Origin of the sequence: Photorhabdus heterorhabditis (genome assembly GCF_001280945.1) — a bacterium.
GTDB classification, from domain to species: Bacteria; Pseudomonadota; Gammaproteobacteria; order Enterobacterales; family Enterobacteriaceae; genus Photorhabdus; species Photorhabdus heterorhabditis.
This window is the reverse complement of the sequence record NZ_LJCS01000017.1, coordinates 1-24,166: the sequence shown is the minus strand read 5'-3', so window position 1 is coordinate 24,166 and position 24,166 is coordinate 1. Positions and strand designations below refer to the sequence as shown.

The 24,166-nt window shown below is 45.8% G+C and carries 16 protein-coding genes and 2 pseudogenes; 5 read left to right on the top strand and 13 right to left on the bottom strand.

What is annotated here, in order from left to right; genetic code table 11:
- Window positions 1-96: 96 nt before the first annotated feature.
- Window positions 97-510, top strand: a pseudogene (locus AM629_RS08245) (helix-turn-helix domain-containing protein); the annotation flags it as partial.
- A gap of 465 nt (window positions 511-975) precedes the next feature.
- Here the strand turns inward: AM629_RS08245 and AM629_RS08240 are convergent.
- The gene (locus AM629_RS08240; protein WP_152911985.1) at window positions 976-9,816 is read right to left on the bottom strand and encodes a TcdA/TcdB pore-forming domain-containing protein; all 8,841 of its coding nucleotides are present in this window, start codon (window positions 9,814-9,816) and stop codon (window positions 976-978) included.
- A gap of 792 nt (window positions 9,817-10,608) precedes the next feature.
- Here AM629_RS08240 and AM629_RS23935 point away from each other — a divergent pair.
- Window positions 10,609-10,773 carry a hypothetical protein gene (locus tag AM629_RS23935; protein ID WP_161804221.1) on the top strand — a complete coding sequence of 55 codons (165 nt, stop codon included), beginning with the start codon at window positions 10,609-10,611 and terminating at the stop codon, window positions 10,771-10,773.
- Window positions 10,774-10,857: 84 nt separating this feature from the next.
- Here AM629_RS23935 and AM629_RS23345 read toward each other — a convergent pair whose 3' ends face one another.
- From AM629_RS23345 to apt, 10 genes are all read right to left on the bottom strand, one after another.
- Complete coding sequence (locus tag AM629_RS23345; RefSeq protein ID WP_268794958.1) at window positions 10,858-11,064, bottom strand: rhodanese-like domain-containing protein; 207 nt, start codon at window positions 11,062-11,064, stop codon at window positions 10,858-10,860.
- Window positions 11,065-11,388: 324 nt separating this feature from the next.
- Window positions 11,389-12,699, bottom strand: coding sequence for an inosine/guanosine kinase (locus AM629_RS08235; RefSeq protein WP_054477912.1), 1,311 nt, complete (start codon window positions 12,697-12,699; stop codon window positions 11,389-11,391).
- Between the two features lie 98 nt (window positions 12,700-12,797).
- Window positions 12,798-13,901 (bottom strand): LPS O-antigen length regulator Wzz(fepE), encoded by a 1,104-nt coding sequence (gene wzz(fepE) / locus AM629_RS08230; RefSeq protein WP_054477910.1) that lies wholly within the window; start codon window positions 13,899-13,901, stop codon window positions 12,798-12,800.
- A 183-nt stretch (window positions 13,902-14,084) separates the two neighbouring features.
- Entirely contained in the window at window positions 14,085-15,065 is a 981-nt protein-coding gene (hemH, locus tag AM629_RS08225; protein ID WP_054477908.1) for a ferrochelatase, read from the bottom strand.
- A 155-nt stretch (window positions 15,066-15,220) separates the two neighbouring features.
- Window positions 15,221-15,877 (bottom strand): adenylate kinase, encoded by a 657-nt coding sequence (gene adk / locus AM629_RS08220; RefSeq protein ID WP_054477906.1) that lies wholly within the window; start codon window positions 15,875-15,877, stop codon window positions 15,221-15,223.
- Window positions 15,878-16,060: 183 nt separating this feature from the next.
- On the bottom strand, window positions 16,061-17,953 hold the full coding sequence (gene htpG, locus AM629_RS08215) for a molecular chaperone HtpG (protein WP_200905760.1): 1,893 nt from the start codon (window positions 17,951-17,953) through the stop codon (window positions 16,061-16,063).
- Window positions 17,954-18,212: 259 nt separating this feature from the next.
- Window positions 18,213-18,818, bottom strand: a complete 606-nt coding sequence (gene recR / locus AM629_RS08210; protein WP_054477903.1) for a recombination mediator RecR — start codon at window positions 18,816-18,818, stop codon at window positions 18,213-18,215.
- Window positions 18,818-19,147: a YbaB/EbfC family nucleoid-associated protein gene (locus tag AM629_RS08205; RefSeq protein WP_021323842.1), complete on the bottom strand. Its 330-nt coding sequence runs from the start codon at window positions 19,145-19,147 to the stop codon at window positions 18,818-18,820. The genes recR and AM629_RS08205 overlap by 1 nt, the downstream gene beginning before the upstream one ends.
- Window positions 19,148-19,200: 53 nt before the next feature.
- Window positions 19,201-21,177 (bottom strand): DNA polymerase III subunit gamma/tau, encoded by a 1,977-nt coding sequence (gene dnaX, locus AM629_RS08200; protein WP_054477901.1) that lies wholly within the window; start codon window positions 21,175-21,177, stop codon window positions 19,201-19,203.
- 96 nt (window positions 21,178-21,273) lie between these two features.
- Window positions 21,274-21,825: an adenine phosphoribosyltransferase gene (apt, locus tag AM629_RS08195; RefSeq protein ID WP_054477899.1), complete on the bottom strand. Its 552-nt coding sequence runs from the start codon at window positions 21,823-21,825 to the stop codon at window positions 21,274-21,276.
- 143 nt (window positions 21,826-21,968) lie between these two features.
- Here apt and priC point away from each other — a divergent pair, with 143 nt between their 5' ends.
- Together priC and rsmS are read left to right on the top strand one after the other, a co-directional pair.
- Window positions 21,969-22,511 (top strand): primosomal replication protein PriC, encoded by a 543-nt coding sequence (gene priC / locus AM629_RS08190; RefSeq protein ID WP_054477897.1) that lies wholly within the window; start codon window positions 21,969-21,971, stop codon window positions 22,509-22,511.
- Between the two features lie 22 nt (window positions 22,512-22,533).
- Window positions 22,534-22,698, top strand: a complete 165-nt coding sequence (gene rsmS, locus AM629_RS22030; RefSeq protein WP_072161843.1) for a pleiotropic regulatory protein RsmS — start codon at window positions 22,534-22,536, stop codon at window positions 22,696-22,698.
- 142 nt (window positions 22,699-22,840) lie between these two features.
- Here rsmS and AM629_RS08185 read toward each other — a convergent pair whose 3' ends face one another.
- A complete protein-coding gene (locus AM629_RS08185; protein WP_054477895.1) occupies window positions 22,841-23,275 on the bottom strand; it encodes a DUF1284 domain-containing protein in 435 nt (144 codons plus the stop codon).
- 100 nt (window positions 23,276-23,375) lie between these two features.
- Between AM629_RS08185 and AM629_RS08180 the strand changes: the two genes are divergently transcribed.
- The gene (locus AM629_RS08180) at window positions 23,376-24,047 is read left to right on the top strand and encodes a 2OG-Fe(II)-dependent halogenase WelO5 family protein (protein ID WP_235525427.1); all 672 of its coding nucleotides are present in this window, start codon (window positions 23,376-23,378) and stop codon (window positions 24,045-24,047) included.
- 6 nt (window positions 24,048-24,053) lie between these two features.
- Here the strand turns inward: AM629_RS08180 and AM629_RS23340 are convergent.
- Window positions 24,054-24,166 (bottom strand): annotated as a pseudogene (locus AM629_RS23340) (IS5/IS1182 family transposase); the annotation flags it as partial.

The following is a 24,166-nucleotide window of genomic DNA, read 5'->3' as shown; positions in this document are numbered from 1 at the left end:
ACTTTTCAAAATAGTAGATCACTTGGAGGGAATTCAGTCCAATTTTTGCGATCTGATCAATTGCAAAAAATCCCAAGCCACTAAAAGGACTGAGTTATGCCTATCATAGCACTGATACCCCGCAATGAACGACGCCAGATGAAAAAAATTATTCAGACCACCCGGGATAAAAATTATGCACGCAGATTCATGTCCATGTTGATGCTACATCGCGGTGAGTCTGTCTCACAGGTCGCCAGAACCCTTTGTGCCGGGCGTTCTTCCGTCAATCGCTGGATAAATTGGTTTACTTTATATGGCCTGGAAGGTTTGAAAAGCCTGCCTGCGGGCAGACCCGCTGTCTGGAATTTAATCCCACTTTATCCTTTGCTATCTTTTTTATTGCACCATTCTCCTCAACAATTGGGTTGCTTGCGTTATCGTTGGAGTCTTGAATTTTTTATAATTAAAATCAATGCATTATTAAATATAAAATTACCCATCAGTACCTTCTATCGTTACTTACATAAATTTCGCCTCTCTCTGGTTCAACATTGATATACAGCATCAACTCGCACTCCAGTAAATGCGCAATCTTACTATTCCAGATAACACATTTCAGCCCGACCTGATGCAACACATATCTATGCCACGCCAGTACCGGTTGTCGGATCACTTAAGCAAGCCGACTATTTACGCCAGCAAATACCGGGAATGTATTCACCACCTTGCGATAACTTGACCGTAAGCTTTCGATAGGTTTGATCAATCATGATTTATTTCTACAGAAAGAATGATTCAACCGGAGACAGGAAGAGCTTTATGCCCCTCCTGTGGTTTTTCCTGCTAGCTCAAGACAGTGAAGGCACCTGTATCGCCTGCCAGCTTAACGGTTTTGCAGCAAGCTCTTGCGAACACCGTCTCCCCACTCAACTTAGCCAAACCAAGGCTCTCCGCGTCCGTGACCTAGGCAACAGCATTCGCCGCCGTCACCAGCTACTGGATGGCCCAAGACAGTTCAAACAAACCACCCTTAGCCACTCCCATCCTGGTAAAACTCTTGACCAAGTGATCAACGTTGATCACCGACAAGGAACCTTCTAGCTTGATTTGCAAATGCTGGTGCGTCACCGCCTGACTACCAAACGCCTTACGTATCACCAGGGCCGTGCCATTGGCCGAGTCGGTCAATATCAGGTCATCCCCGTGACGGCTGACGAGGATTTTTTCCGCATCGGTCACCGGCATGATCACGCGGTCCAGAGCCTTGCTTAGATCATCGTTGTCGCTTGGGTCATCGTTGTCAATGACGACTGTGCGGTAATGCGACCACATTGGTTGACTGAGGCGATAGGTATCGCTATCAGCACCGCCATGCAGCACCACGCTATCGACACCGTCGATCGGCGGTGGGTTCAGCTCGTCACAACGATCATCCGCGCCCCCGCCCTGAAACAATAGCGACGAATCAATGCGCTCGACGCCGGAGTAACGGTTCAGCTTCTGCTGATAGCCATTTTTAACCCGGTATAGCGTCTGATCCCCTGGGCTATACACGTACGCACCCTTCTTCCCGGCAGCAATTCCGACGAAACGCAGGTTGTCCGCAGCAGGGATGCCACCGCGTAAGAACACCTGACCACTACCAACATCGAACCAGCCTTCTATGTCATCGTCATCACCTTGCAAAATCAGCACGTCTTTGGCTTGCCGCTGAGCGGCAACCTCAGCAAGTGCCTGCGGCAGACGAGCGAGGTTGTCCTGCTGCCAGCCTTTATCAACGGACACCAACCGCAATTTGTCGTCATTGATTCGCAACAGGATCTCACCCTTGACGGTGGTCAAGCGCAGCCCGGCATCAACTTGCTCCGCCGCCTTGAGGTGCAGTTCAGGTGTCAGTTCACTGGCAGCGGGAAGCTGCGCCGAAGCTTCAAGCACCGCGTCGGTACCGAACGCGGCAACCAGCGCATCGGCAGTCATAGGCGGCTGACGATATAATTTACCGCTGGCGGGTTCGAACAGTCGTGCGTTGGAACCGTCCGCTTCGAAACCCAAGAACTGTAGATGCTTGTCTTGCAGGGGAGCCGAAGCCACCACCACTTGGCCGTTGTGGTACCACACCGGCAGCAAGTTGTCATTGGTGCCTTTGACCCCGAACACCGCTAGAGTGGCTCTGAAGCCGGTAACATCAGCCAAGTCCTTCCACCAGTGGGTACGTTCCTTGAGCCAATGCTCGTTGACCGCTGCGTAGCTAAGCTGTCCCAGTGCATCAAGCCGGGCAACACGCCCATCCTCGGTCATCACAATCAGGTGACCGTTCACATTGATCACGTTAGCCAAGGCCGGTGTGGTGACCCGTAATGCGCTCGGCTGGTTAGCATCGAGTACCTCCTGCCCCGGTCCTTCTTGGCGGAACAGAACCTTTTGCTTCTTGCTGTAAAAGAAAAATACTTCCTTGCTACCGGAACCTCCGAGCTGCGGCATGCTCCCCGCCAACACTAGGTCGGCGGGGATCTTCCAGGCACTGCAAATCTGTTCGTGCGCTTCGAAGTGCCAGTTCTGATCCGCCGGTGGTGCCAGATTTGGTTTGATTAGCATCCCGTCGCTGGTACGTATCCAGTAGCGATGCGGCACGCGAGCCGCATCCAAGCCAAACACAGTGACCAGCTCCGCACTGGTTGACTGGATCAGCCGTGCGCCCAGAAAATACGTCGGAGTCTTGCGCGAGGTACTATTGCTCTTATAACCCTGGTGTATGACCTCGAGCGCATCATCATGCTGGCCAGTCCGTGCCAAAAGCTGAAGCAGTTCATCATCACCCACCGCGCTAACCAACTCCATTCGGTCACCGAGGATCTGATAGCCCAGCTCAGCCGTATCCTTCTCCTTTAGCCGATAATGGCGCGCTAGGTAGACTGTTTCTCCCTCCTGCCATAACCGACTGATCTCACCGTCATTCTGGTTGAACCATGGTTCAAACTGTGCATCGACCTGTCCGGTGGTGATGTATACCCGCCACACCGCCACGTTATCGGCGTCGTAGAAATAGGCATAGTCGTCTATCACCGCACCCAGTTGGGCATGTCTGGCCTGTTCCTGGTCAGTGTCGGTAAACAACATACGGTCCTTGACCACATCGTAGAACGCTCGACCGACATCTCGCCCATTGTGGCGGTAGTTCTCGACCACTACGTACTGTCCGTGTAGCTGATGCGCCTTGTTCAGTTCTTTTAGGTGCTGTTCGATTTGCTGGCCTGGCCCCTGCCATTCGTTCGCATTTATGCTTACCAAATCAACGGTCAGCTTCGAGTTAGAGAAAACGACTGCGTGCACCTCACCCTTGCCACTGACCACAGATACCGGCCTGCTCTGGGCCGGGTCAAGCTCTACCACAATCCCGCCGACTACCAGCTGGTTCTGCGACACGCTGATGCTGTCACTGGCTAGCTGACTGCGGTCGATGATCCACTCACTGGCAACAACGTTGGTGAGCTTAACTCGAGTGCCTTCGTTGAGGCCAATCTGGTACTTACCCCCGGCACCCTTGAGCTCGTAACGCAGGTAGCCATGCAGCTCCTTGGGTAGCTCAGGCACCACCAGTTGCTGGTCGCGCTTATCGAGCACCACCTCAATCGAAGTATCGACATACTCATGATGAATCCTACGGATCGTCTGCTCACCCGGAAAGATGTAGAAGTCGTAGTCGAACCGCTTGTCTTCTTCAAGCCTGCGGATCACGTCAAAGCCGGCGTCGTGGCGTGTGGTAGCACCGGGGAGCAACATGTATTCATATTTGATGTAGGACTTGGGCGTGCCCGGCAGGATCACTACACTATCGCCGTACTCAAGAGTCTTGGAAGCCTCCTTGTAACCAATGCCGCTGCGCACTTCGATCGCCTGACCTCGGTCATGGACCATTCGCGGAAAGTCGCCGATCCAGAAGAAGTAATTGATTTCCCCCGAACCGGTAGAACCGGAATGGGTACGGTAGATGTACTGGCTGTCGAAGACTATCTGGTCATTTTTCAGGTCGAGGCGCTTGACTACCGCCCCAGGCAGGGGCACCAGCACCTTACTCTCGTTCTCGACTTTATGATCATAGCCGTTGTTGCTGTAGGCATGATCAACCGCGTAGAAGTAACGGCCCACCGCTTTGGCATCCTCGGCGACCGCACCAAAAGCCTGCGCCAGTGCCGTAAAGCCCACTGCAAGCCCGCCAAGGATCACTCCGGCCCCACCAAGTACTGCCGCAGCCGTCGAGGCGCCGACCAATCCGGCCCCCACCCCTGCTACGCCGGTAACTAAGCTAGCCGAGTCGAACGCCAGCTGGGTACCGAACACGCCCTTCTGCACATCGTTCTCGGCGTGGGCCAATTCATAAGCATCCAGACCGACCATGGCGAAGCCAAACAACACACCGGCGCCTTCGTTGACAGTGTGGCCTAAGCTCAAGGTAAAGTCCTTGAGCGAGGTTTCGCCAGCCATCACTTCGCTGCGCAGCGCCGTGCTTACCAGTTTAGTGATCTTAGCCACATCCTGGATACCACCGTGGGCCATCTGGGTCAGACCAAGATAACTGTGGACCTTGAGTGCAGTGGCTAGATCAGGCGAAGCTACTCCGCTTGCAGCATCATGACGGTTCTTGTCAGCAAACCACTGGATCAGCGTCTGGACCATAAACCCGGCGTTCAATCCATCCACCGGCTCAACCTCACCAATCCCGCCGCGAGGCTGTATCCGGCTATTCTCCAAGGTAAAGTGCTCGTTCAGCACACTCATGTGTTCATCGACGAAACGACGGAATTTGACAAAGGTGCTATCGTCGGTGATCAACCAACGGGTCTGCTCAGGTTGGTCACGGTTAATAAACTGGACCCGGTAGCGACCTTCCCTCTGCTCTTCGGTTGTGGCAATGATCGGTAGCCAGTGGCTATCCAATTGGTGCTCTTGTGCCAGCCGGATGCTAGCGGCTTCAAACCGTGCGCCCCATTGCTCGGCATCAAAGGTCTTCAGCACCGTGCTCAGTCGCAAGTCTTCCGTAACCCGCTCTTGTGCACTCACCGCCTGTTCGACCTGGCGCCGTTGCCCGATAACACTAGCCAGTTCCTCGAACCGGGTCAGGTCGGCCACGTTTAGGCCGTTACCCACGGATACCTCAGCCATCTTATCGGTATTGATCTCAACCAAGTTGAAGGTCGGCTTCGACTTGCTGCCGAACGAGCCGTAATGCGCAGCCAAGTTGCGTCCCACCAAGTGCTTCTCCATCGCCCTAGACAAATTATTCGTGTTGTCGAAGGCAAAGATTCCGACATTCGGGTCATAGAAGTAGTAGCGACGCCCTTCGGCTGTGACAGTGATCCCGACCATCATCGAGTGATTCTGGGTATTTAGCGCGAACATCGAAGGGTGGGTCGTTGCAGATAACCGCGACACCACTTCGGACAAATTGAACAGATCCAACAACTGTGTGGATGCCTGAACGGCTTCGACATTAGAGTGCAGTTTGATCAGGCTGTTCTTGAGCAGCGTGGAACTGCCCGCCTGCGGGTCAGCAGAAGCAAAGAACAGCTTTTGCACTAAGCTGTTGATGCCGGTCTCACCGCCTCTAGCCAATGCCACGGCCATAGCCCTAACCAAAGGGTAACAGCGACCACTGAATCGATCACCAACCAGCAACAGATAAAAGTCCTGTGGTATCAGGCGATTGAAGACACTGCCGGCGTCATGGAAGTCTTCACTGAACACTGCGGTCTGCCGCAGTACCTTGTCGATGTACTCGGCCTGGCTGGCTTTGGTGATACGACCGCTCAAGGCGCCCCGTTGCTTAGTGGCGAGTTGTCCCTCAAGAAACAGGAGCTTCATGTCCAGGACTGACGTTTTATCATCCACCCCGGGGATCTTAATCTCACGGAAGTTACGTAAACCATCGGTAAACTCAGTACCCAATACACCACGCTGGTAAGCCTCGGCGATCGCATAACGCTCACCCACGCTACTGATGCGCTTCCCGCCCTGAATGGCCGTATCGTCAATCCGTACCACCGCAGCGCTGCCGTCTTTGGCCTTGATCTGTTGCCAGAGCCAAGCCTTTTCGACAAAGTCGGCTTCACGCAATACTGAATCGTACTGCGACCTGTAGTAGTCCTGCGTAAGATTGAGTTGCTTGATCTGCTGGTCGATCAAGGCCGTATCGCTTGAGGTGCGTCGTGCTTCCTGGAGCTGGTAGCGTTTACCCTCCACCCGGTCGATGTCGGCTGAGACCTTGGCTTGAACTGCTTCGCGCAACCGGGTCCATGCAGCAATCGCTGGATGTTCGGGAGAAAACTCGCCCTCTTTGTAGACACCGTCGGTAACCCCTTCAACCGACACGCCAAACTGCGTTGCGACTTTCTTCAGTTGTTGGTGAACTTGCTCGCGGTAGGTAGCAAACTTGCCCTGATTACGCTGCCCCACCTGACTGTCGGCGGCCTGGATCGAGAGTGACTCCCCACCACCGCGCAACTTCGGCCAGATCATCTGTCCATCTCGTTGATATTCTTGACGCTGGAACACCAGTTGCCATTTACCATTGACGTACTGCATGTACGCCGCGGCAAGCCCCTCAGCGGTACCGGATACTTGGTAATCCTTATAGTCGACCGCCATCTCCACGTTGTCGTACAGCAGCGAGCTGTTGACCCGGCCATCGTGGTAAACCCGGTAGGTCTTGTCGTCAAGATTGGTCACCACCAGCGAACCACCTGACAACGTACTGGTGAAGAGGTAGTTGCGCAGTGCCGCCTGCTTAGGAATGTCCACATAGGCGGGCGCTGCATTGGCCTGATTCGAACCGTTATAGCCAAGGAAGTACGCCGCCACGCTGTTTGTCGATATGTCACTAGTTCTTTGCCCGGTGTATTCAAGCTCATACAAGTTAGGCGTGACCTTCACCAACTGGGCATTACCCTCTGCCGGCAGGCGGCCCGACTTGACCAGCGCCTCAGCACTGATGGTATGGGTTTTAGCGAACTGTATAGGATCGGTGGCAAACCGATGGATATCGGCACTGCCTTGGCGGGACTCAAATCCATCACCTACAGACGCCAATCCGGCCCTAAGTTCGAGATCCTTCGCCGCCTGCCCCAACAGCGCCGGCATTGGGCCAATGCGGGTAAAACGAGGTGGATGAAACTCATCAGCCACCGGCAAACCCTGATTGATGATCGGCAAGACTCGCGCCATTACTCCGTTATACAATTCACCCTGCAACACCATCTTGCTGCCTTCAACGCGGTACTCGTCGAACATCTGCAATATGTCCTTACCGATACTACCTGCACCCTCCGGTTCGTAACGCGCAGCAACGTAGAAGGTTTCGAAGAACGAATGATAGCCGTTACGGATCATGAAGGCCGCATTGGCTATCTGGAACTGCCAGTACTGCTTGACGCTCAACGCGCTACCGAACAATTCCGGCAAGGCATTGCTGACAGTCTGAGTGGTCCCGGAAATTCCCCCCACGAACGGGATGTCCAGGTCATTCATGTAACGTGTGGCGTCATTATTAAGGTCCGGACGGAACTGGTTGTAGCTGCGATATTTATCATCCTTGATCAGGTACGGACCATCGTGATACGCCAGCTCCTCAGAGCTAGTATTGAGGAGCAGATACGGGTCAGGCTGATTCAAACGGTTATTGATCATAACCTTGTTGTCACCTAGCGCGGCGTGGGGATTGACCGGGACTGCGGCTTTGGAAAGGCTATCGGCTACCGGACGTAAAACATGGAACAATACCTGTTTGCGCAAGCTCCTGCCTTCATTACTCAACAGCGCCGCCTCAACTACCGGACGCAGTTGCACATCGTCGCTCTCAAGGCCATTAGGACCGGCCAACAGCAAGGTGAGCAACTTGCCATCCAGCAAGCGCTCAACCGCAACTTGATCGAAAACCTGTATTTTGGGGTTGTTTGGATGCTGTGCTGCATTGGCGCTAGCAACCCGCTGGGTTTCCGCTTCGACAGCCTGAATGCGCCACTGTTCATACAACGGTGCCAACAAATTCTTGGTCTGGGCAATATCACTTTGCACATAGCCACTTTGCAGGACCTTGACTACAGCTGGATTTTTCACTAGGTTCTCCGCCAACCCGAATAGCAGCGGATCATTATCAGTACTATGCCAGACCGAAGCGGCAAATGCCTGTTCCCACAGCACCTTGTTCAGATTATTGCCCTTGATATCACGCATTCTGTCATAGGTGTACTCCGACTCCAACACCCCTGCGGGGGTGATGTGATTGCGTTCTAGCAAACGCACCAGTTGCTGCTCGAACGCTGTACGTTCGCTGCTGTTAAACAAACGACTGGCCTTCTCACCATCGTCTCGCAATCGATCCAGCTTCTCGAAAAATGCGGCATTGTATTGATACAATTCGGCGGTCTGTGCCTTACTCAAATGACTGCTGCTAACCTTGTCGCCATCAACGCTCATCACCACAAAGGGTGTTGCGGACAGGTAAGTTTTGTTCGGAGTTTTGCCCTGTGGCATTTCCAACAAGTATTGGCGACTGGCAAAACCAACCGAGCGTTCCAGCTCATGGATATTGACGAAAAGCCCGTCACGGTCCGGGTGGTAACTGTTCTGGCGAAACCCCTCCAGACCGATAGTCTGGAAGCTGGAGATATCAGCATTCTGGTTGATCAGGTCACTCAAGACGCCTGGCAATGGTACCTCACGGGTGATAGTGTTATTCAGAGCCTGACCAGACACCTGAATCCCAATCTGGTTCGGCACCTTACGATCAACATTGGTCAACAACATCTTGCGGCCATTACCCAGCAACTGCGCTTTGAAGCCTTCGCGCAAAGTGCTTTCCGAAACCAGGTAGTTGGCAAAGTACTTCTCGACGAATGTAGTTTTGACCAGCACTGAGCGAATTGGCGTATAGGTCGGCGAGCGGAAAGATGGCGGCTCACTTTTGAGCCGGTATTGTTGTTGCCAGGCCAGAGAGCGGGCTGCGGTACCGAAGGAAAAGTTAAGTACACCGTCCGTCGGCACGACCAGCCTACCATTCTCTAGGAAGAAGTCCTTGAAGCGACCATCAGTGCTGACATTGACCAGCGCGACGTTCATGCGGATGTAGCCAGGACGTTCCTCCATCATCAGTAGTGAAATATTTACCGGCAGATCATCGGAGGCTTGGGGCACCTTGGTCAGCGCGGCGAGGGCCGTAGCTTCTTCCGTAGGAGGTACCTTGAGCAAGGCGTTGTAGCGGGTATTGACGTCCCTGTAAGCCTGCAATTCGGAAAATAGCGTCACATATTTTTGGCCGAACGTGGAAACAGCCACCTGTGTGGTCAGTTGCTGTTCCAGATGCTTGATCTTGGTATCCAGTTTGGCCTGCTTGCCCGCCGCATCCTCCCTCAAGGTCACCGCATTCAGGGTCTTGGTACCACCGGGACTGAGGATGGCTAAAGCCCTATCCCAAGTGCTGTCAAAGTGCGTCATGGCCGTCTGCTGGCGGCTGTACAACAGGATGTCACGGTCTAATTGCTGCTTGTAAGTGTTGATCGCCGGCGTATCGAGCACATTGATCATCTGCTGCCGTCTTTGCTGTAGCGTCTGCAACTGGTCGCCGACAGAAACGGGGTTGTCCTGCATCTGAAAATGCTGGGCAGCCAGCACACTCAGGGTACTCTGCTGCATTTCTTGCAGCCGTTCGTTTACCTGCCTGATATAGTCGGCACGCTCGTCAGGGCTCATGTTGAACCATTCGGTCTGACGACCTGCTGCTTTGATCTGTCGATCGATCAGGGTATTAAGCAACTTCGTAAAATCTTTAGATATAAAAGCCATTGCAGTGATCCTTTGTCTGTTTTTGAAGAAAGCCCTTCGCACCGCGAAAGACGGTCTGTCGATACGGATTTGTTATTCAATTACTCGGGAAATAGTCGCAGACCATGGTTATTTAGGTTGATGAATATTGGATAGTCAATAGTTCTTTGCTCTGTAGTTGCGGTCATCATTATTTCCTCTATTTTTCGTTTATATTGCAGATCACATGAGTGATAACATAGGAATATAATCAATTTTCGGTATATTTAAATATCAATTATTAACAACTGGTATTATTTATTAAAAAAATTATGTTCACGCGAACATAGTTTTAATTATGTTGTTACGTTTTTTATAATATGTTGAATAAATAATGACTAATTTCAGAAAGGTTATTTATTGGCGAATTGTTATATCTAATTTTTGCGTTATAACGCGATATTTAAAAACCCAACAACAAAAATTAATTCATTAAAATCAATAAGTTAATACAATAATTTACTATTATTGGATTAGATATCTGTATTTAAAAAAACCACCTCTTTATTTATCAAAAAAAACCGTCATGGGTGTCATTTACATGACCTAAAAAATTCTCCGTCTGCCACTAGAAAAGGCAAATTCAGACAACAGCAAAGACAATCAATATTGTCTGATTAATATCCAACCTCTTTCCTACTTAACATCGATATACAGCATCAACTCGCGTTTCAATGTATATCCGGCAATACTAAAGCGGCTTATTAACAACAGACAATGCGATATTTGGCCTGATCGTTTCAATGTTAAGACACGAAAGCTGAGGAGGTACACATGCTAATTTCCGACAGTTGTCATTGTAGGAATATTGAATTTACCTTTAATTGGAAACCAGATCCTCTGGAAATTCCGGCACGAGCATGTACTTGGGAATTTGGTACTGTCGGTGGCGCTTATTTACTAGCCGCGCTTGGAGCATTGTTTTACCTAAAAAAATGAAACACTAAACTAACCTTTCCAATCACTGAATCCTGTGCATCAGGATTCAGTACTATGACAGGCAGGTAAACGCGAAGAATCTACCTATCCGTCATTCTGTATCTCGAACCCAGCTGCTTTCCAAGCTGGAAATCCCTCTTCCAAACGCCGCGCAAGAAACCCCTTTGATCGCAGTATCTTCATCGCATTAAGGGAAAGTACACAATATGACCCACGACAATAAGCTACAACCTCTTGCTCTTTATGCAGTTCTGACAAACGCCACTCAAGTTCTTCAGCTGGAACATTGATAGCCCCTTCTTGTGCTGGGCAGCCCCTAAAAGTAAACGCATCCTGTGTTCACAAATAAACCTGCTTAAAAACCTCGGTGTAAATCTACCGAGGTACTCGTGTCAACGGATTCGCTTGTAAGATACTTTAAAATGATCGAAGATATCTGCATAAGTCAAATCGCACATCTTCCAAACACGTCAGATTACTGATAAGCCTCACTCACAGTAATATGGGTAGGTTCTTGGATCACTGTCACCATAGGTTTATTCATTGTGACTGTTCCCCACCCTATCGGATATAGGGCCAGGGTTTACGGCGGATTTCACTAATGTTATTAAATAATTATCTTTCCCAGTAAGATTCTTCCAGGCTATCTTCTTTTTCCGGCAAACCACGGCTTAATCGTGGGGAATGCTGACTCAATACCTGATAGCTAACTCTGTTTGAATATTTACAAACCTGAGCAAGGGATGAATATGTCAGGTAAATACGAGCATGCTTACTGGAATTCGGCACATTCATTCTGTGATAGTTGTTAGCCGTTATATCATGCAGTAAAGCAGATAAAGCACCATCACCTGCACCATTGGTATTCATAATTTTTTCTGGTCCACCCATATAAGGTTCAATATGAGAATAAACCTTCATAGGCGTCTGGCAATCAGATTTACGCATAGCACGGCTAAATTCATAACGGTTAAATTCAGCAATAGCCCCCGGTAACAATGGATGAGTTGTCTGGCGCTTATAATCTTCTTCGGTATAACCCGCCATATATAATCCAGCCGGGCCAGCAGTACACAAAACTAAATCTACCCAATTTAGTGCCATATCTGAAGCCAATAACGGATCACTGAAACCAGTAAGCTCATATGCTTCATCTTCATTCATTGCGAGAACAGAAATATTCTCAGCCAAGAAATCACGCCACCATTGTGGATCATCAGCAATAACATACTTTGTCCCCAAAGTCAGAACGACAGGAACACTATGCTTTTTCGCATATTCAATAGCTTTCATTGTTGCTTCAGGCATTGGCTCTCCTGGTTTGCAACGAACCAAATAAGCGGTTAATACTAATGCTGAAGCTTCAGCAATAATCTGTTCGGGAATACTCTCAGGCTTAATTTGATTCATTTGTCCGGGACTGATGGCAAAAGTCCGTTCACCATTTTCTGTTACCAAAGTAAAACAGCGGCCAATTGCTCCATCCACACCTTGCAAGTAATTTAGATCAGTACGGCTAGAGGTATTACACAAATAGCGATAAGCATAGCTGCCAATCTGAATATTGTTACACATAGCTCCCAGTAAAACGGAGCGATCATCGGCAAGAACTGAGTAATTATGGAGGGTATTACCGATAGTACCACCAGCAAATTCGTGGCTAATAAGATTATTATCAGTAAGTTCTTTATACAAGGTTTCAGCTACATCATCTTCAATAACTAATGAGTGTCCCTGGCTAAGGTTATAACGCCGGATAAAACCTTCGTCTACTTTCGCTTCAATATCCACTAATATCTGATCGATACCAACGATATAAGCCCGATTATTCTCACTATCCATCATGTCTTTAATTGGCTGGAGTAAGGGATCACGCAGGCTGACAGGAAAATAGTGTTTTGATTTACGTTTACCAGGGAATTTCATATTTGATTGATGCTATAGAGACATAAAGATGCAGCATACTAACACACTAAAAACAGACAAGCAGCAAATGACACAATGACACTTGCTGCCAGAGAACATTAAGCCGCTTGTTGACGACTACGCACCATGTGACGAATCATAACGAAAATTACAGACAGTATCAGGCCGATAAAAGCACTGCCTACCAAAATAAGCAGGCGCTTAGGCGAATCTTTCGCCGTTGGTTCATAAGGAGCCTGCATATATCTGAACGGTTGGAAGTCAACTTTATCTATTTTAAGTGATTTAAGTTCATTTATATAGAACATACGGTTACGTAAATCAGCATCAATTGAGGCTGGATCTTTAATTTCTTCCGTAATTTTTAACTTACGCTGTAATGCATCAGAGCCTAAAGCAATAGAGTAATCTGGATCGTCTTTGATCATTGCTCCTTCACTAGAAATAGGTTTTTTAATTCCCGCTGAATTAGCAATGGACAATGCATGTTTCAGTCGCTCAACATTAGCTTTCTGTATATTACTCACGCGGTTTAAATCAACTTGGTATAAACCATCAGAGTAAGCAATCTTCTGTTTAACCATATCACCCAATTCGTTTTTCACTTGGTCACGAACAACAGACGATGCATAGTTAATGTAACCATTTAGCAAGTTATATGCATCTTCAGCTGTCTCTGCACTGAAAACCAGTTTAACCTCACCATTGTCATCATCTTTTTCCACTTTTGAAGAAGATGAAATATTATCATTTAAAATTTTTTCAATAAGTTTTCTTTTTGCAAGTGGTGAATGATCATCTGATTTAGCTACCAGATTTTTAAAATACTCCGTATTAATCAGATATTCTTCCTGTAAAACCCGTGAATTAAAATTATTCAAAAAATTATGATACAACGACGATGAAGTTACCGATGGTTGTAAACTTAAAACCTCTAACGTAGTCAGGAGATTTTTAAGTGGCTGTATTTCTTCAAGTTGAGGTTGAATAACTGAAGCTGAACTAGTCCATTTTTGAGGCATTAAAGATGCTACAGTAAAACCAATAACAGCAAAAACGATAGTAACAGCAATAATCAATAACTTTGATTGAAATAAAACAGAAAATAACTCAAACAAATCGATTTCATCGTCTTGTTTTGAATTGTAATAATTAAAGTATTCTTCATTGAAGTTAGTGCTTTTAACCGGTTTGTTAATCATTATTTATATCCAAATTCAAATATGACTGTTACTAATTACTCTACAAAACATCATCCCACTGAACCCTATGGTTAATTGCATTTATCCTAAAAAACCAAGTATGGCAGTTCAGATAGATAGGCACTTGTGTAGGAATATACCATTAAAGAATCAATTAACCCTAATGATAGATTAATTCCATTACTACTCAACTCTACCTCTGACAAACCTGTTCACTAACGCCTCAAGCAACAAAATATGACGACTATTGTCGTTAAGCGCCGGAATATATTCAAATTTCTCTCCACCAGCATTAAGAAATATCTCCTGATTCTGCTGCTTTATCTCTTCAAGAGTCTCTAGGCAATCAGATGAAAAACCAGGACAAAGTACCTGAATATGTTTTATTCCCTGATCAGGCAGGGATTTCATAGTCTGATCCATGAATGGCATCAACCACGGTTCTCGACCAAAACGAGATTGATAAACCATCATGACTTGCTCTGCTGGATAATTAATAGTTTGCTTTAGCAATCGTGTTGTTAACTCACATTGCTCCGCATAAATATCACCAGTATCAACAAAACGTTGAGGAATACTATGATAGGAAAGCAATAATCTATCCGGTTGACCATACTCGTAAAAACTCTTCTCAATTGTCTCCTTCAGTGCAGAAATATAAGCCGGATGATCGGCATAACTGCGAATAAAGTGAACTCCAGGAATAGTGCGGTATTTCTGTAATGCTAGACTAATACCATCAAATACAGCCGCAGATGTGGAACTAGAATACTGGGGATAAAGTGGTAAAACAATCAATTGTTCAACATTCTGCCTGAGTAGATTGTCAATCGCCTGTTCAATAGATGGAGAGCCATAACTCATTCCTAGTTCAATAGGAGTGTCTACTAATTTTTCTGCCAATAATTTCTGCTGACGACGGCTATATACCAACAGAGGAGAACCTTTATCAGTCCAGATTTTCTGATATAACTTCGCCACACGTGAGGAGCGTAAAGGCAAAATAACACCATGTAATATTGGTTTCCAAATTAGTTTGGAAACATCTACAACTCTTTTATCACTAAGAAACTCGGCTAAGTAACGCTTTATAGCCGCAGTTGTCGGCTGATCAGGAGTGCCAAGATTAACTAATAAAACGCCATACTTATCACTTTTGCTCATTATGCCGACTTCCGATTGTTTTCACTGATGAGAACCCTAACATAATAAAATACAGATGAAAATCGTGTTTATCCATGAGAACAATAAATAAAAATCAGCTGAAATAGTAAAGAAATAATATAAGATTAAGGCAGCTTAAAGCCGCCTTTTAAGAATCACTCAGCTTGATTAATCAGAATTTTGGTTAATTCTTCGCTAACTTCAGACACCTTTCGAGTACCATCAATTTTGAAGTATTCAGTGTTGCCTATCTCAGCTTCTTTCTGATAGTAGGATACCAAAGGTGCAGTCTGCTGATGATATTCAACTAAACGTTTACGCACGATATCTTCGTGATCATCTTTACGGATAGTCAGTTCTTCACCAGTAACATCATCTTTGTTTTCCATTGCAGGTGGATTAAACTTGATATGATAAACACGCCCAGATAATGCATGTACACGGCGTCCAATGATACGTTCAATAATCAGCTCATCAGGTACATCGAATTCCAGAACATAATCAACATTAATACCGGCTTCTTTCATTGCATCAGCCTGAGGAATAGTTCGAGGGAACCCATCCAACAAGAATCCATTGCGGCAATCATCTTGTTTGATGCGCTCTTTTACCAAAGCAATGACGAGTTCATCGGTAACCAGCTTGCCATTATCCATCAGCTCTTTTGCTTGTAAACCCAATTCTGTGCCAGCCTTAACTGCAGTACGCAACATATCACCGGTAGAAATTTGAGAGATCCCATATTTCTCCATGATAAATTGCGCCTGAGTCCCTTTACCGGCGCCCGGAGCGCCCAGCAAAATAATACGCATTGCGTAAATCCCCTTGCTAATTAGTTTTTATATTTTAAGAAAACGAATCACCATACCATTTGGAGTGGGGTTCGCTCAAGGAAACAGGTAAACGATTTCGTGATATTTTTCTGCAAAAAATAAACCACGCCCCATTTCACTACCAGAGGCGTGGTTTACAATCGTTACCAGGATATAACTAAATCAAGCTTTTTCAGATAGTAATAGCTGATTCATACGACGGATAAACTGATTTGGATCTTCCAATGTGCCGCGCTCAGCAAATAATGCCTGATCGAACAGTAGTTCGACCCAATCAGCAAATTGTGTTTCATCACTAATATCAGCCGCCAGTTTTACTAATTGATGATCAGGATTCAGTTCAAAATTGTATTTAACTTCCGGTACCTGCTGACCAGCCGCCGCAAACAATTTCGCCATCTGTGTACTCATTTCATCCGCGTTTGTTGTCACAATTGCCGGAGTATCAGTTAGACGGTAAGTCAGTTTGACCTCTTTTATCCGATCGCCAAGCAATGTTTTCACACGTTCAACAAATGGCTCTAGTTGCTTTTCAGCTTCTTCCTGCTCAGCTTTGTTTTCATCTGCCAGTTTATTCAAAGATTCATCAGCCTTACTGACTGACTGGAATTTTTTACTATCAAACTCAGTAAGATAGCTCATCATCCATTCATCTATGCGATCTGACAGTAGCAGAACTTCGATACCTTTCTTACGGAACAGTTCCAAATGAGGGCTGTTTTTCGCCGCAGCATAACTATCCGCAGTGATGTAGTAGATTTTATCCTGACCTTCCGTCATCCTACTAACATATTCTTCCAGAGAAACTGTCTGTGCAGAACTGTCATTATGGGTAGAAGCAAAACGTAACAATTTAGCAATAACTTCTTTGTTAGTATTATCTTCTGCCGGACCTTCTTTCATCACCAAACCGAACTGTTGCCAGAATTGCTGGTATTTTTCTGCATCATCTTTTGACAATTTATCCAACATCTGTAATGCACGTTTGGTCAGTGCATTACGCAAATTACGGGTAATAGAATTGTCTTGCAGAATTTCACGGGAAACATTCAGCGGCAAATCATTGGAATCAATCAGACCACGAACAAAGCGCAAATAGTTTGGCATGAACTGTTCTGCATCATCCATAATAAACACGCGTTGGACATACAGTTTCAATCCGTGTTTATGCTCACGGTTCCACATATCCCACGGAGCCTGAGATGGAATATAGAGCATGCTGGTATATTCCTGTTTACCTTCTACACGATTATGGCTCCAGATCATCGGATCAGTAAAATCATGAGAGATATGTTTGTAGAACTCTTTGTATTCTTCATCTGTAATTTCAGACTTACCACGAGTCCACAAGGCTTGGGCTTTATTAATCTTTTCCCAAGTTACTGTATCTTCTTCGCCTTCTTCTTCACTCTTATTTTTAGTTTCAATTTCAACTGGAAGAGCGATATGGTCAGAATATTTGCTGATAACAGAACGCAAACGCCAGTCATTCAGGAATTCATCTTCCCCTTCACGTAAATGAAGAGTGATCTCTGTACCACGAGTTTCTTTTTCAATATCAGCGATAGTGTAATCGCCTTCACCAACCGATTCCCAGAATACCCCTTGATCGGTTGAAGCACCAGCAGCACGAGTACGTACAGTGACTTTATCCGACACAATAAATGCAGAGTAAAAACCAACACCAAATTGACCAATTAGCTGGCTGTCTTTCGCCTGATCGGACCCAATAGACTCCAGGAAAGCTTTTGTTCCTGATTTAGCGATAGTCCCAAGATTATCAATTACTTCATCGCGGGTCATACCAATGCCATTATCACTAATCGTAATAATTCTCTTTTCTTTATCAAAAGAGAGGCGAACACGCAATTCACCATCATTTTCATAAAGATCTGGGGCAGATAATGCGCGGAAACGTAATTTGTCAGCAGCATCGGAAGCGTTTGAGATTAGCTCACGAAGAAAAATCTCTTTATTAGAATAGAGTGAATGGATCATTAATTGCAGAAGTTGCTTTACTTCAGACTGAAATCCACGGGTTTCCTGACCTTTCATACTCATTTGTTACCTCAATCTAAATCCAGTTCAGACAGATAAAATCAGACGATGAAGTTCAAATGGGGATAAATAAACTGAATTTCAAGTTAGGTTATTCAAAAGAATGTAAAATAGGGTGAATAAGTTAAATATTTAAATAAATTATAGCCATACGCTGCATAAATGCAGCGTCTCAAAATCTTCACGGTTTGATCTATAACAGGCTACGCAACAATATTTTTCCAGTCAGACAAAACCATAAGGCATTGGCAGAAAATTAATAAGTAATCTTCTGCCGCCCAGCAAGTGAATGCGACAAAGTTGTGCCATCTACCATTTCGAGTTCACCACCAACCGGTACACCATGAGCGATACGGCTTGCAGTTACCCCGTACTGAGCGCACATCTCTGCAATATAATTAGCAGTTGCCTCTCCTTCTACTGTCGGATTGGTCGCCAGAATGACCTCTGAAATCACTTCAGTGGAGAGACGTTCCTCAAGGCGATCCAACCCAATATCCATCGGACCAATACCATCCAACGGAGATAGGTGCCCCATCAACACAAAGTAGCGCCCCGCAAACTGACCAGTTTGCTCAATGGCATGAATATCCGCTGGGCTTTCAACCACACAAATTTGACCATTTTGCTGACGGCGTGAGTTGGCACAAATAGTACATTGCTCCTGCTCAGTAAAGGTTCGGCAATATTTACAGTGTCCAATTTCCGACATTGCTCTTGTTAATGCCTGAGCCAAACGCATTCCACCACTGCGATCACGCTGTAGCAAATGAAAAGCCATCCGCTGCGCAGATTTAGGACCAACCCCTGGCAAACAGCGCAATGCTTCCATCAAGGATTCAAGGAGAGGACTAGTTTGCATCAGAATGGCATCTTAAAACCTGGTGGCAGTTGCATTCCGCTAGAAACGCTTGCCATTTTCTCTTTCTGAGTTTCTTCGATGCGACGAGCTGCGTCATTGAATGCCGCAGCAATGAGATCTTCTAACATCTCTTTGTCGTCTTCCATCAGGCTTGGATCGATTTCAACACGACGGCAATTATGAGCGCCGTTAATGGTCACTTTAACCAAACCTGCACCAGATTCACCAGTCACTTCCAAATTGGCAATCTCTTCCTGCATTTTCTGCATTTTGTCCTGCATTTGCTGGGCCTGTTTCATCAAATTGCCCAAACCACCTTTACCAAACATAGTTTTCTCTCTTCGCTATGGCTACATCGTACAACAGGTACAGATTGCAGCGGTTAGACCGGCCGGATACTCTCTTCATCCAATTCAGCATCAAATACTTGCCTTAATGTCTGAATAGTTTTATCCGCAATAATTGATTGGCGAGCTTGTGCCAACTTCTCTTCATAAATGGCTTGTCGCCACTCCAACGGGGTTTTCTCCGCCGGATTATCATCTTCAATAATGCTGAATTCAATCGTTACACCATACAACTCGCTTAATGCTTCCGTTAATGACTTTTGTGCAAAAGCGGAATTAAGGTGACGCTGGCTCGAACGCAAGTGTAAACAGATCTGATTACCACTAACCTGCTCTTTGAACGCATTTAATGCTAATTGTTGCACCAGCTTAGGAATTTTAAGTTTATCAACTTCTGCTGCCCATGCATCTCTTTGTTTGGATTCTTCCGCTAATTTCTCTGCCAGCTCTGGTGTTTTCTCATGTTCCAACGCTGTTCTTAAAGCCTTTGGCGTAGCCACATAAGTTTCTGGTTTTTTCTCAACATTCTTAGCACGCCAACGGTAAGCTTCTTTTTTCTCAGGCTTGTTTTCCTGAGTTTTGACTACCGATGATTGAAGTTGTTGCCCAGACACTGCGGCAATCCGTTCCAGTGCCGAGGGCGCCGACCTTGTCTTAATAGACGTAGCCAGTTCAGACTTTTTTGGTGGCGTTTGCTCTTGTTGCCGAGATAACGCATTCCTTGCTTTTAGTAGTTGCGCGGTCGGGCTTGATACAAGTGCCTGAGGTATCTGAGGCTCTGTCTGGGAAGTTTTATCCATCTGTACCAATTCACTAACATGATTAGTAGAAGGAATGCTCTTCTGGTGGTCATGTTGCAGCTGTGCTGTGGTGGATGGCATAACCGCGGGTTGTACCATCGGTACAGAAACCTCTTCTATGACTGTTTTTGGATGAAATGCCAAAGCCCTGAGCAAAGCCATTTCAACGCCCATTCTGCGTTCTGGTGCATATGCCAGATCTCTACGACCAATCAGTAAAGTTTGATAATAAAGTTGCAAATCTTCCGGTGAGATAGCCTTTGCTAATAGCCGCAAACGACCGTCAATTGAAGAAGGGGCGATCTCTGATTGCGAAGGTAATAATTGGATCATTGCAATACGATGCAGCAATGAAAGAATATCCACCAACAAATTTTCCCAGTCAGAACCCCGTAAACCAACTTGCTCCACCAATGCCATAACCTGTTGACCGTCAGCTCGGACCAATGCTTCAATTATTGATAGAGACTGTTCATCATCCAACGTTCCCAACATCCGGCTGACTATTTCAGCCGTCACCTGTCCTTGTCCCATAGCAATAGCCTGATCTGTCAGGCTTAAGGCATCACGCATACTGCCATCAGCAGCACGAGCCAAAAGCTGACGAGCACGACTGTCACTCTCTAGATGTTCAGCTTTAAGAATATGCTCAAGCTGATCGCTTATTTGAGCGACATCCAGCGCTTTGAGATGGAACTGTAAACAACGAGAAAGAATGGTCACTGGCAATTTTTGTGGATCAGTCGTTGCCAGTAAAAATTTCACGTGCTCAGGCGGCTCTTCCAACGTCTTCAATAATGCATTGAAGCTGTGCCGAGAAAGCATATGCACTTCATCAATCAGATAGACTTTAAAACGCCCTCGAGTTGGAGCATATTGCACGTTATCCAACAGTTCACGCGTATCTTCAACTTTGGTACGAGAAGCAGCATCAATCTCAATCAGATCGACAAACCGTCCTTGCTCGATTTCAAGACAATTAGCACATTTACCACAAGGCTTATCAGTAATACCTGTTTCACAATTCAACCCCTTGGCAAACAAGCGGGCAATCGTTGTTTTTCCAACTCCTCTGGTGCCAGAAAACAAATAAGCATGATGAAGCCGGCCATGGGCAAGACCATTAGCTAACGCAGTCAGAACATGTTCCTGACCAATCACATTAGAGAATATTTGTGGGCGCCACTTACGGGCAAGTACCTGATAGCTCATTGATACCGGGGAAATTGAATATAATTGGGCACCATGCTAACACAGCCCCGCCATAGACAGCGAGGCCGATATGTCAGTAATGCGAAAATAAGCAGATTAATGACCTGGGAATTCAAGCAAGGTAAAGCTACTCACACCTTGTCTTTGCAGACGCTCAACGCCCCCCAAATCAAGCAAACCAATAACAAAGGCCGCTTCAAAAACTTCACCACCTAAACGACGAATTAAGTGGGCGGTTGCCTCAACAGTACCACCGGTTGCTAACAAATCATCAATAACCAGCACCTTATCGTTCTCTATTATACTATCCTTATGCATTTCCAGTGTATCGGTGCCATACTCCAGATCGTAAGTTTCACTCAATGTTTCACGAGGTAATTTACCTGCTTTACGCACTGGAACAAAACCAACACCGAGACGCAACGCAACAGGGGCCCCGAATAGAAAACCACGAGCTTCAGTACCAACAATTTTTGTTATGCCCTTGCCTTGATATCGCTCTACCAGAAGATCAATTGTTGCCTGATAGGCTGGAGGGTTATCCAATAAGGTTGTAATATCACGAAAAAGAACCCCTGCTTTCGGGTAATCGGGAATAGTTTCTATGCTGTCTTTAATAAATTGCAGTTGCTGCGCGTTTGCGGTCATAATCGGTGCCAGTGAGTAGAACACGAAGGTGCTAAAATCTATGCAAACTGATAGAAAAAAGCAACCAATGAACATTCATTAGCCTATTTTTTGTCGTTCAAAATCAATTCTGCTTCACAACACATAACCACTTTAGGGTATAAATGAGTACACGAAATTTATTAAATTTGCTCGAAAAACAAGTTGGTATACTGGCAAAAGAGATCGCTCCACTAGCAAACACACCATTTTCCACTGCCCGGTTTGATCAGGCTTTATTTAACCGACATAGTGATAAGCTCCGTGACTATCTCCAAGAAGTAAAGCACAACATGGAACAACTCAAAAAGTGTGTTCAGGATAACCAGACAGAACAAGTCGCATTTCTGGCTGAACGTTTAACGAGCCAAATAGAAGCATTAAAGCGTGAATTATCTACCCAGTCTCTGAGAAAAAAAGAGAATCAGTTCGAGCACAAACAACAAGCTACTGACCTGTATCATAAACTCGCTGAGCATCAGGATTATGAACGCCGTCTACTCGCAATGATCAAGGATAGAGAACTAAGATTGAATCAACAAACTACACTTAGTAATCAGCAAAAAGTACAAAAAGAAATTGCTGCCTTAGCAGGAAGACTAGCACGTTGCCGCCAGTCTATGATACGAATTGAAAAATCAATCGAATATAAAGAGAACACAGATTAACGACTCAGATGAGGAATGTTTTATGTCTGTCGAACACGCACCGCCTGAAGTTCAACTTGCTGTTGATCTAATCTATTTGCTGGAGTGTAATGAAATCACTCCTGAAATTGCACTCGCCGCACTGGAAATAGTCAAACGTGATTATCAAGCAAAGGTAGTGAAGCAACCACAATCTACAAGTGAATAATTAGGTGATTTACTCCAAACACCTCAATAGATATAGATACCTCGTCGATACTACAAAAGATCCGCATTAGTCTTAATGGGTTCTTACACACTCCCAGTTCAGCCTTTGTAACATTTCAAATGGCTTTGTGTTCACTTCGCCTTTAATTCTTCCCGTCGCTTCCTTTTAGGAACGTTGAGGCATAATCATCAACAGCAATTCGAGTACAAAGTTGCTCCCACTCACAACCTACACAGGCGGCCCTTACAATCCCACGTCTGAAAGCCCATCGAGCCTGTCTAAAATAGGCTGAATCAAGTCTTAATATATGACCTATTTCGACAGGCCAACCCATAAGAGTGCTAACAGCTTCTAAAGCATGGCTATCCCGAATAATGACACTTTCTCCTAAACAATGAGGGGCATCCTCTCCAAGTAAAGGCATACATATATCATCTGGCCCCGCCACAATCAGGATGTCTTCGTCCCGAATTCGGGGAATAATTTTGTTGTAGTTTTCAATAAAACTAGGGGAATATCCGTTGCCGGCGTAGGTAAGAATACAAAGAAGGTGGTGACCTCTCAGAGATATTGTCATTATCGCGCTCCTGAACATGGTCAAGTGTTGCATTATTATACAACCAGTGTTATATGATCAATTTTCCTAATATAAAAAAATAAACTAGGAATTGGCTATCATGTTGTCAAGGTGGGTATCAAACGAACTTATCAAATTATCATCAGAAAGCTTGCAAGCACTCATAGATAACAAGATTCCAGCAGCAGTGATAAATAATTTTGCAACGACAGAGGAATCTGAACAGCTTTCAACTGCAATACTGAGTATGAAAGCAAAACCTTATGAATTCGGGAGACCGGGTTTTTACCTAGGAAATCCGTTAGCTCATTATCGTAACCGCCCCAAAGAAGAGTACTTTGCTCAAGTCAGCGCAGCTGAGAAAGAACGTACTCAAATCATCAATCAGGCTTTTGATCCAGTCGATCGGTTTATACGATGTATCGATCATGATACAGATTTCAACATTTCAGTCGCAGAAGAGCCGGGATTAGGTCCCTATTTTGCCGGTATCGTTCGCATTATCTCCGGTGGTTCTGACTTGCATATAGACTATGCACCCACTTTTGCGAAAGGAAACCTAGTTATCGGAGATGTGTCTACCCAGCTTGCCTGGAACCTCTATGTTTCGTCTCCCTCTCAAGGAGGAGAAACTGTGATCTATAATCAACCATTCAAAAATACCATCGTAGATAAAACATATAAGCCATATGACAGTTCTCTATTGGTTGATTGCGAATCTTTTACCTTCCAACCTCAAGTTGGTTCCGTCGTCATTTTCAATACTAGGTAGTGTCCCTTAATTATATAATCTCCGGCAAAAGAGTCGAATACAGCCTAATTTCACCATCGACAGATAGTTTCGTGCTGTTTTTTCATAGCGTGTTGCAATACGTCGATTACCTTTCAAAA

Coding starts and splice junctions, on each gene's coding strand:
- AM629_RS08185 (WP_054477895.1), bottom strand. CDS start 23,275: ATGACAATATCTCTGAGAGGTCACCACCTTCTTTGTATTCTTACCTAC.
- AM629_RS08205 (WP_021323842.1), bottom strand. CDS start 19,147: ATGTTTGGTAAAGGTGGTTTGGGCAATTTGATGAAACAGGCCCAGCAA.
- priC (WP_054477897.1), top strand. CDS start 21,969: ATGAGTACACGAAATTTATTAAATTTGCTCGAAAAACAAGTTGGTATA.
- AM629_RS23935 (WP_161804221.1), top strand. CDS start 10,609: ATGCTAATTTCCGACAGTTGTCATTGTAGGAATATTGAATTTACCTTT.
- apt (WP_054477899.1), bottom strand. CDS start 21,825: ATGACCGCAAACGCGCAGCAACTGCAATTTATTAAAGACAGCATAGAA.
- AM629_RS08240 (WP_152911985.1), bottom strand. CDS start 9,816: ATGGCTTTTATATCTAAAGATTTTACGAAGTTGCTTAATACCCTGATC.
- adk (WP_054477906.1), bottom strand. CDS start 15,877: ATGCGTATTATTTTGCTGGGCGCTCCGGGCGCCGGTAAAGGGACTCAG.
- dnaX (WP_054477901.1), bottom strand. CDS start 21,177: ATGAGCTATCAGGTACTTGCCCGTAAGTGGCGCCCACAAATATTCTCT.
- AM629_RS08180 (WP_235525427.1), top strand. CDS start 23,376: ATGTTGTCAAGGTGGGTATCAAACGAACTTATCAAATTATCATCAGAA.
- hemH (WP_054477908.1), bottom strand. CDS start 15,065: ATGAGCAAAAGTGATAAGTATGGCGTTTTATTAGTTAATCTTGGCACT.
- rsmS (WP_072161843.1), top strand. CDS start 22,534: ATGTCTGTCGAACACGCACCGCCTGAAGTTCAACTTGCTGTTGATCTA.
- htpG (WP_200905760.1), bottom strand. CDS start 17,953: ATGAAAGGTCAGGAAACCCGTGGATTTCAGTCTGAAGTAAAGCAACTT.
- recR (WP_054477903.1), bottom strand. CDS start 18,818: ATGCAAACTAGTCCTCTCCTTGAATCCTTGATGGAAGCATTGCGCTGT.
- AM629_RS08235 (WP_054477912.1), bottom strand. CDS start 12,699: ATGAAATTCCCTGGTAAACGTAAATCAAAACACTATTTTCCTGTCAGC.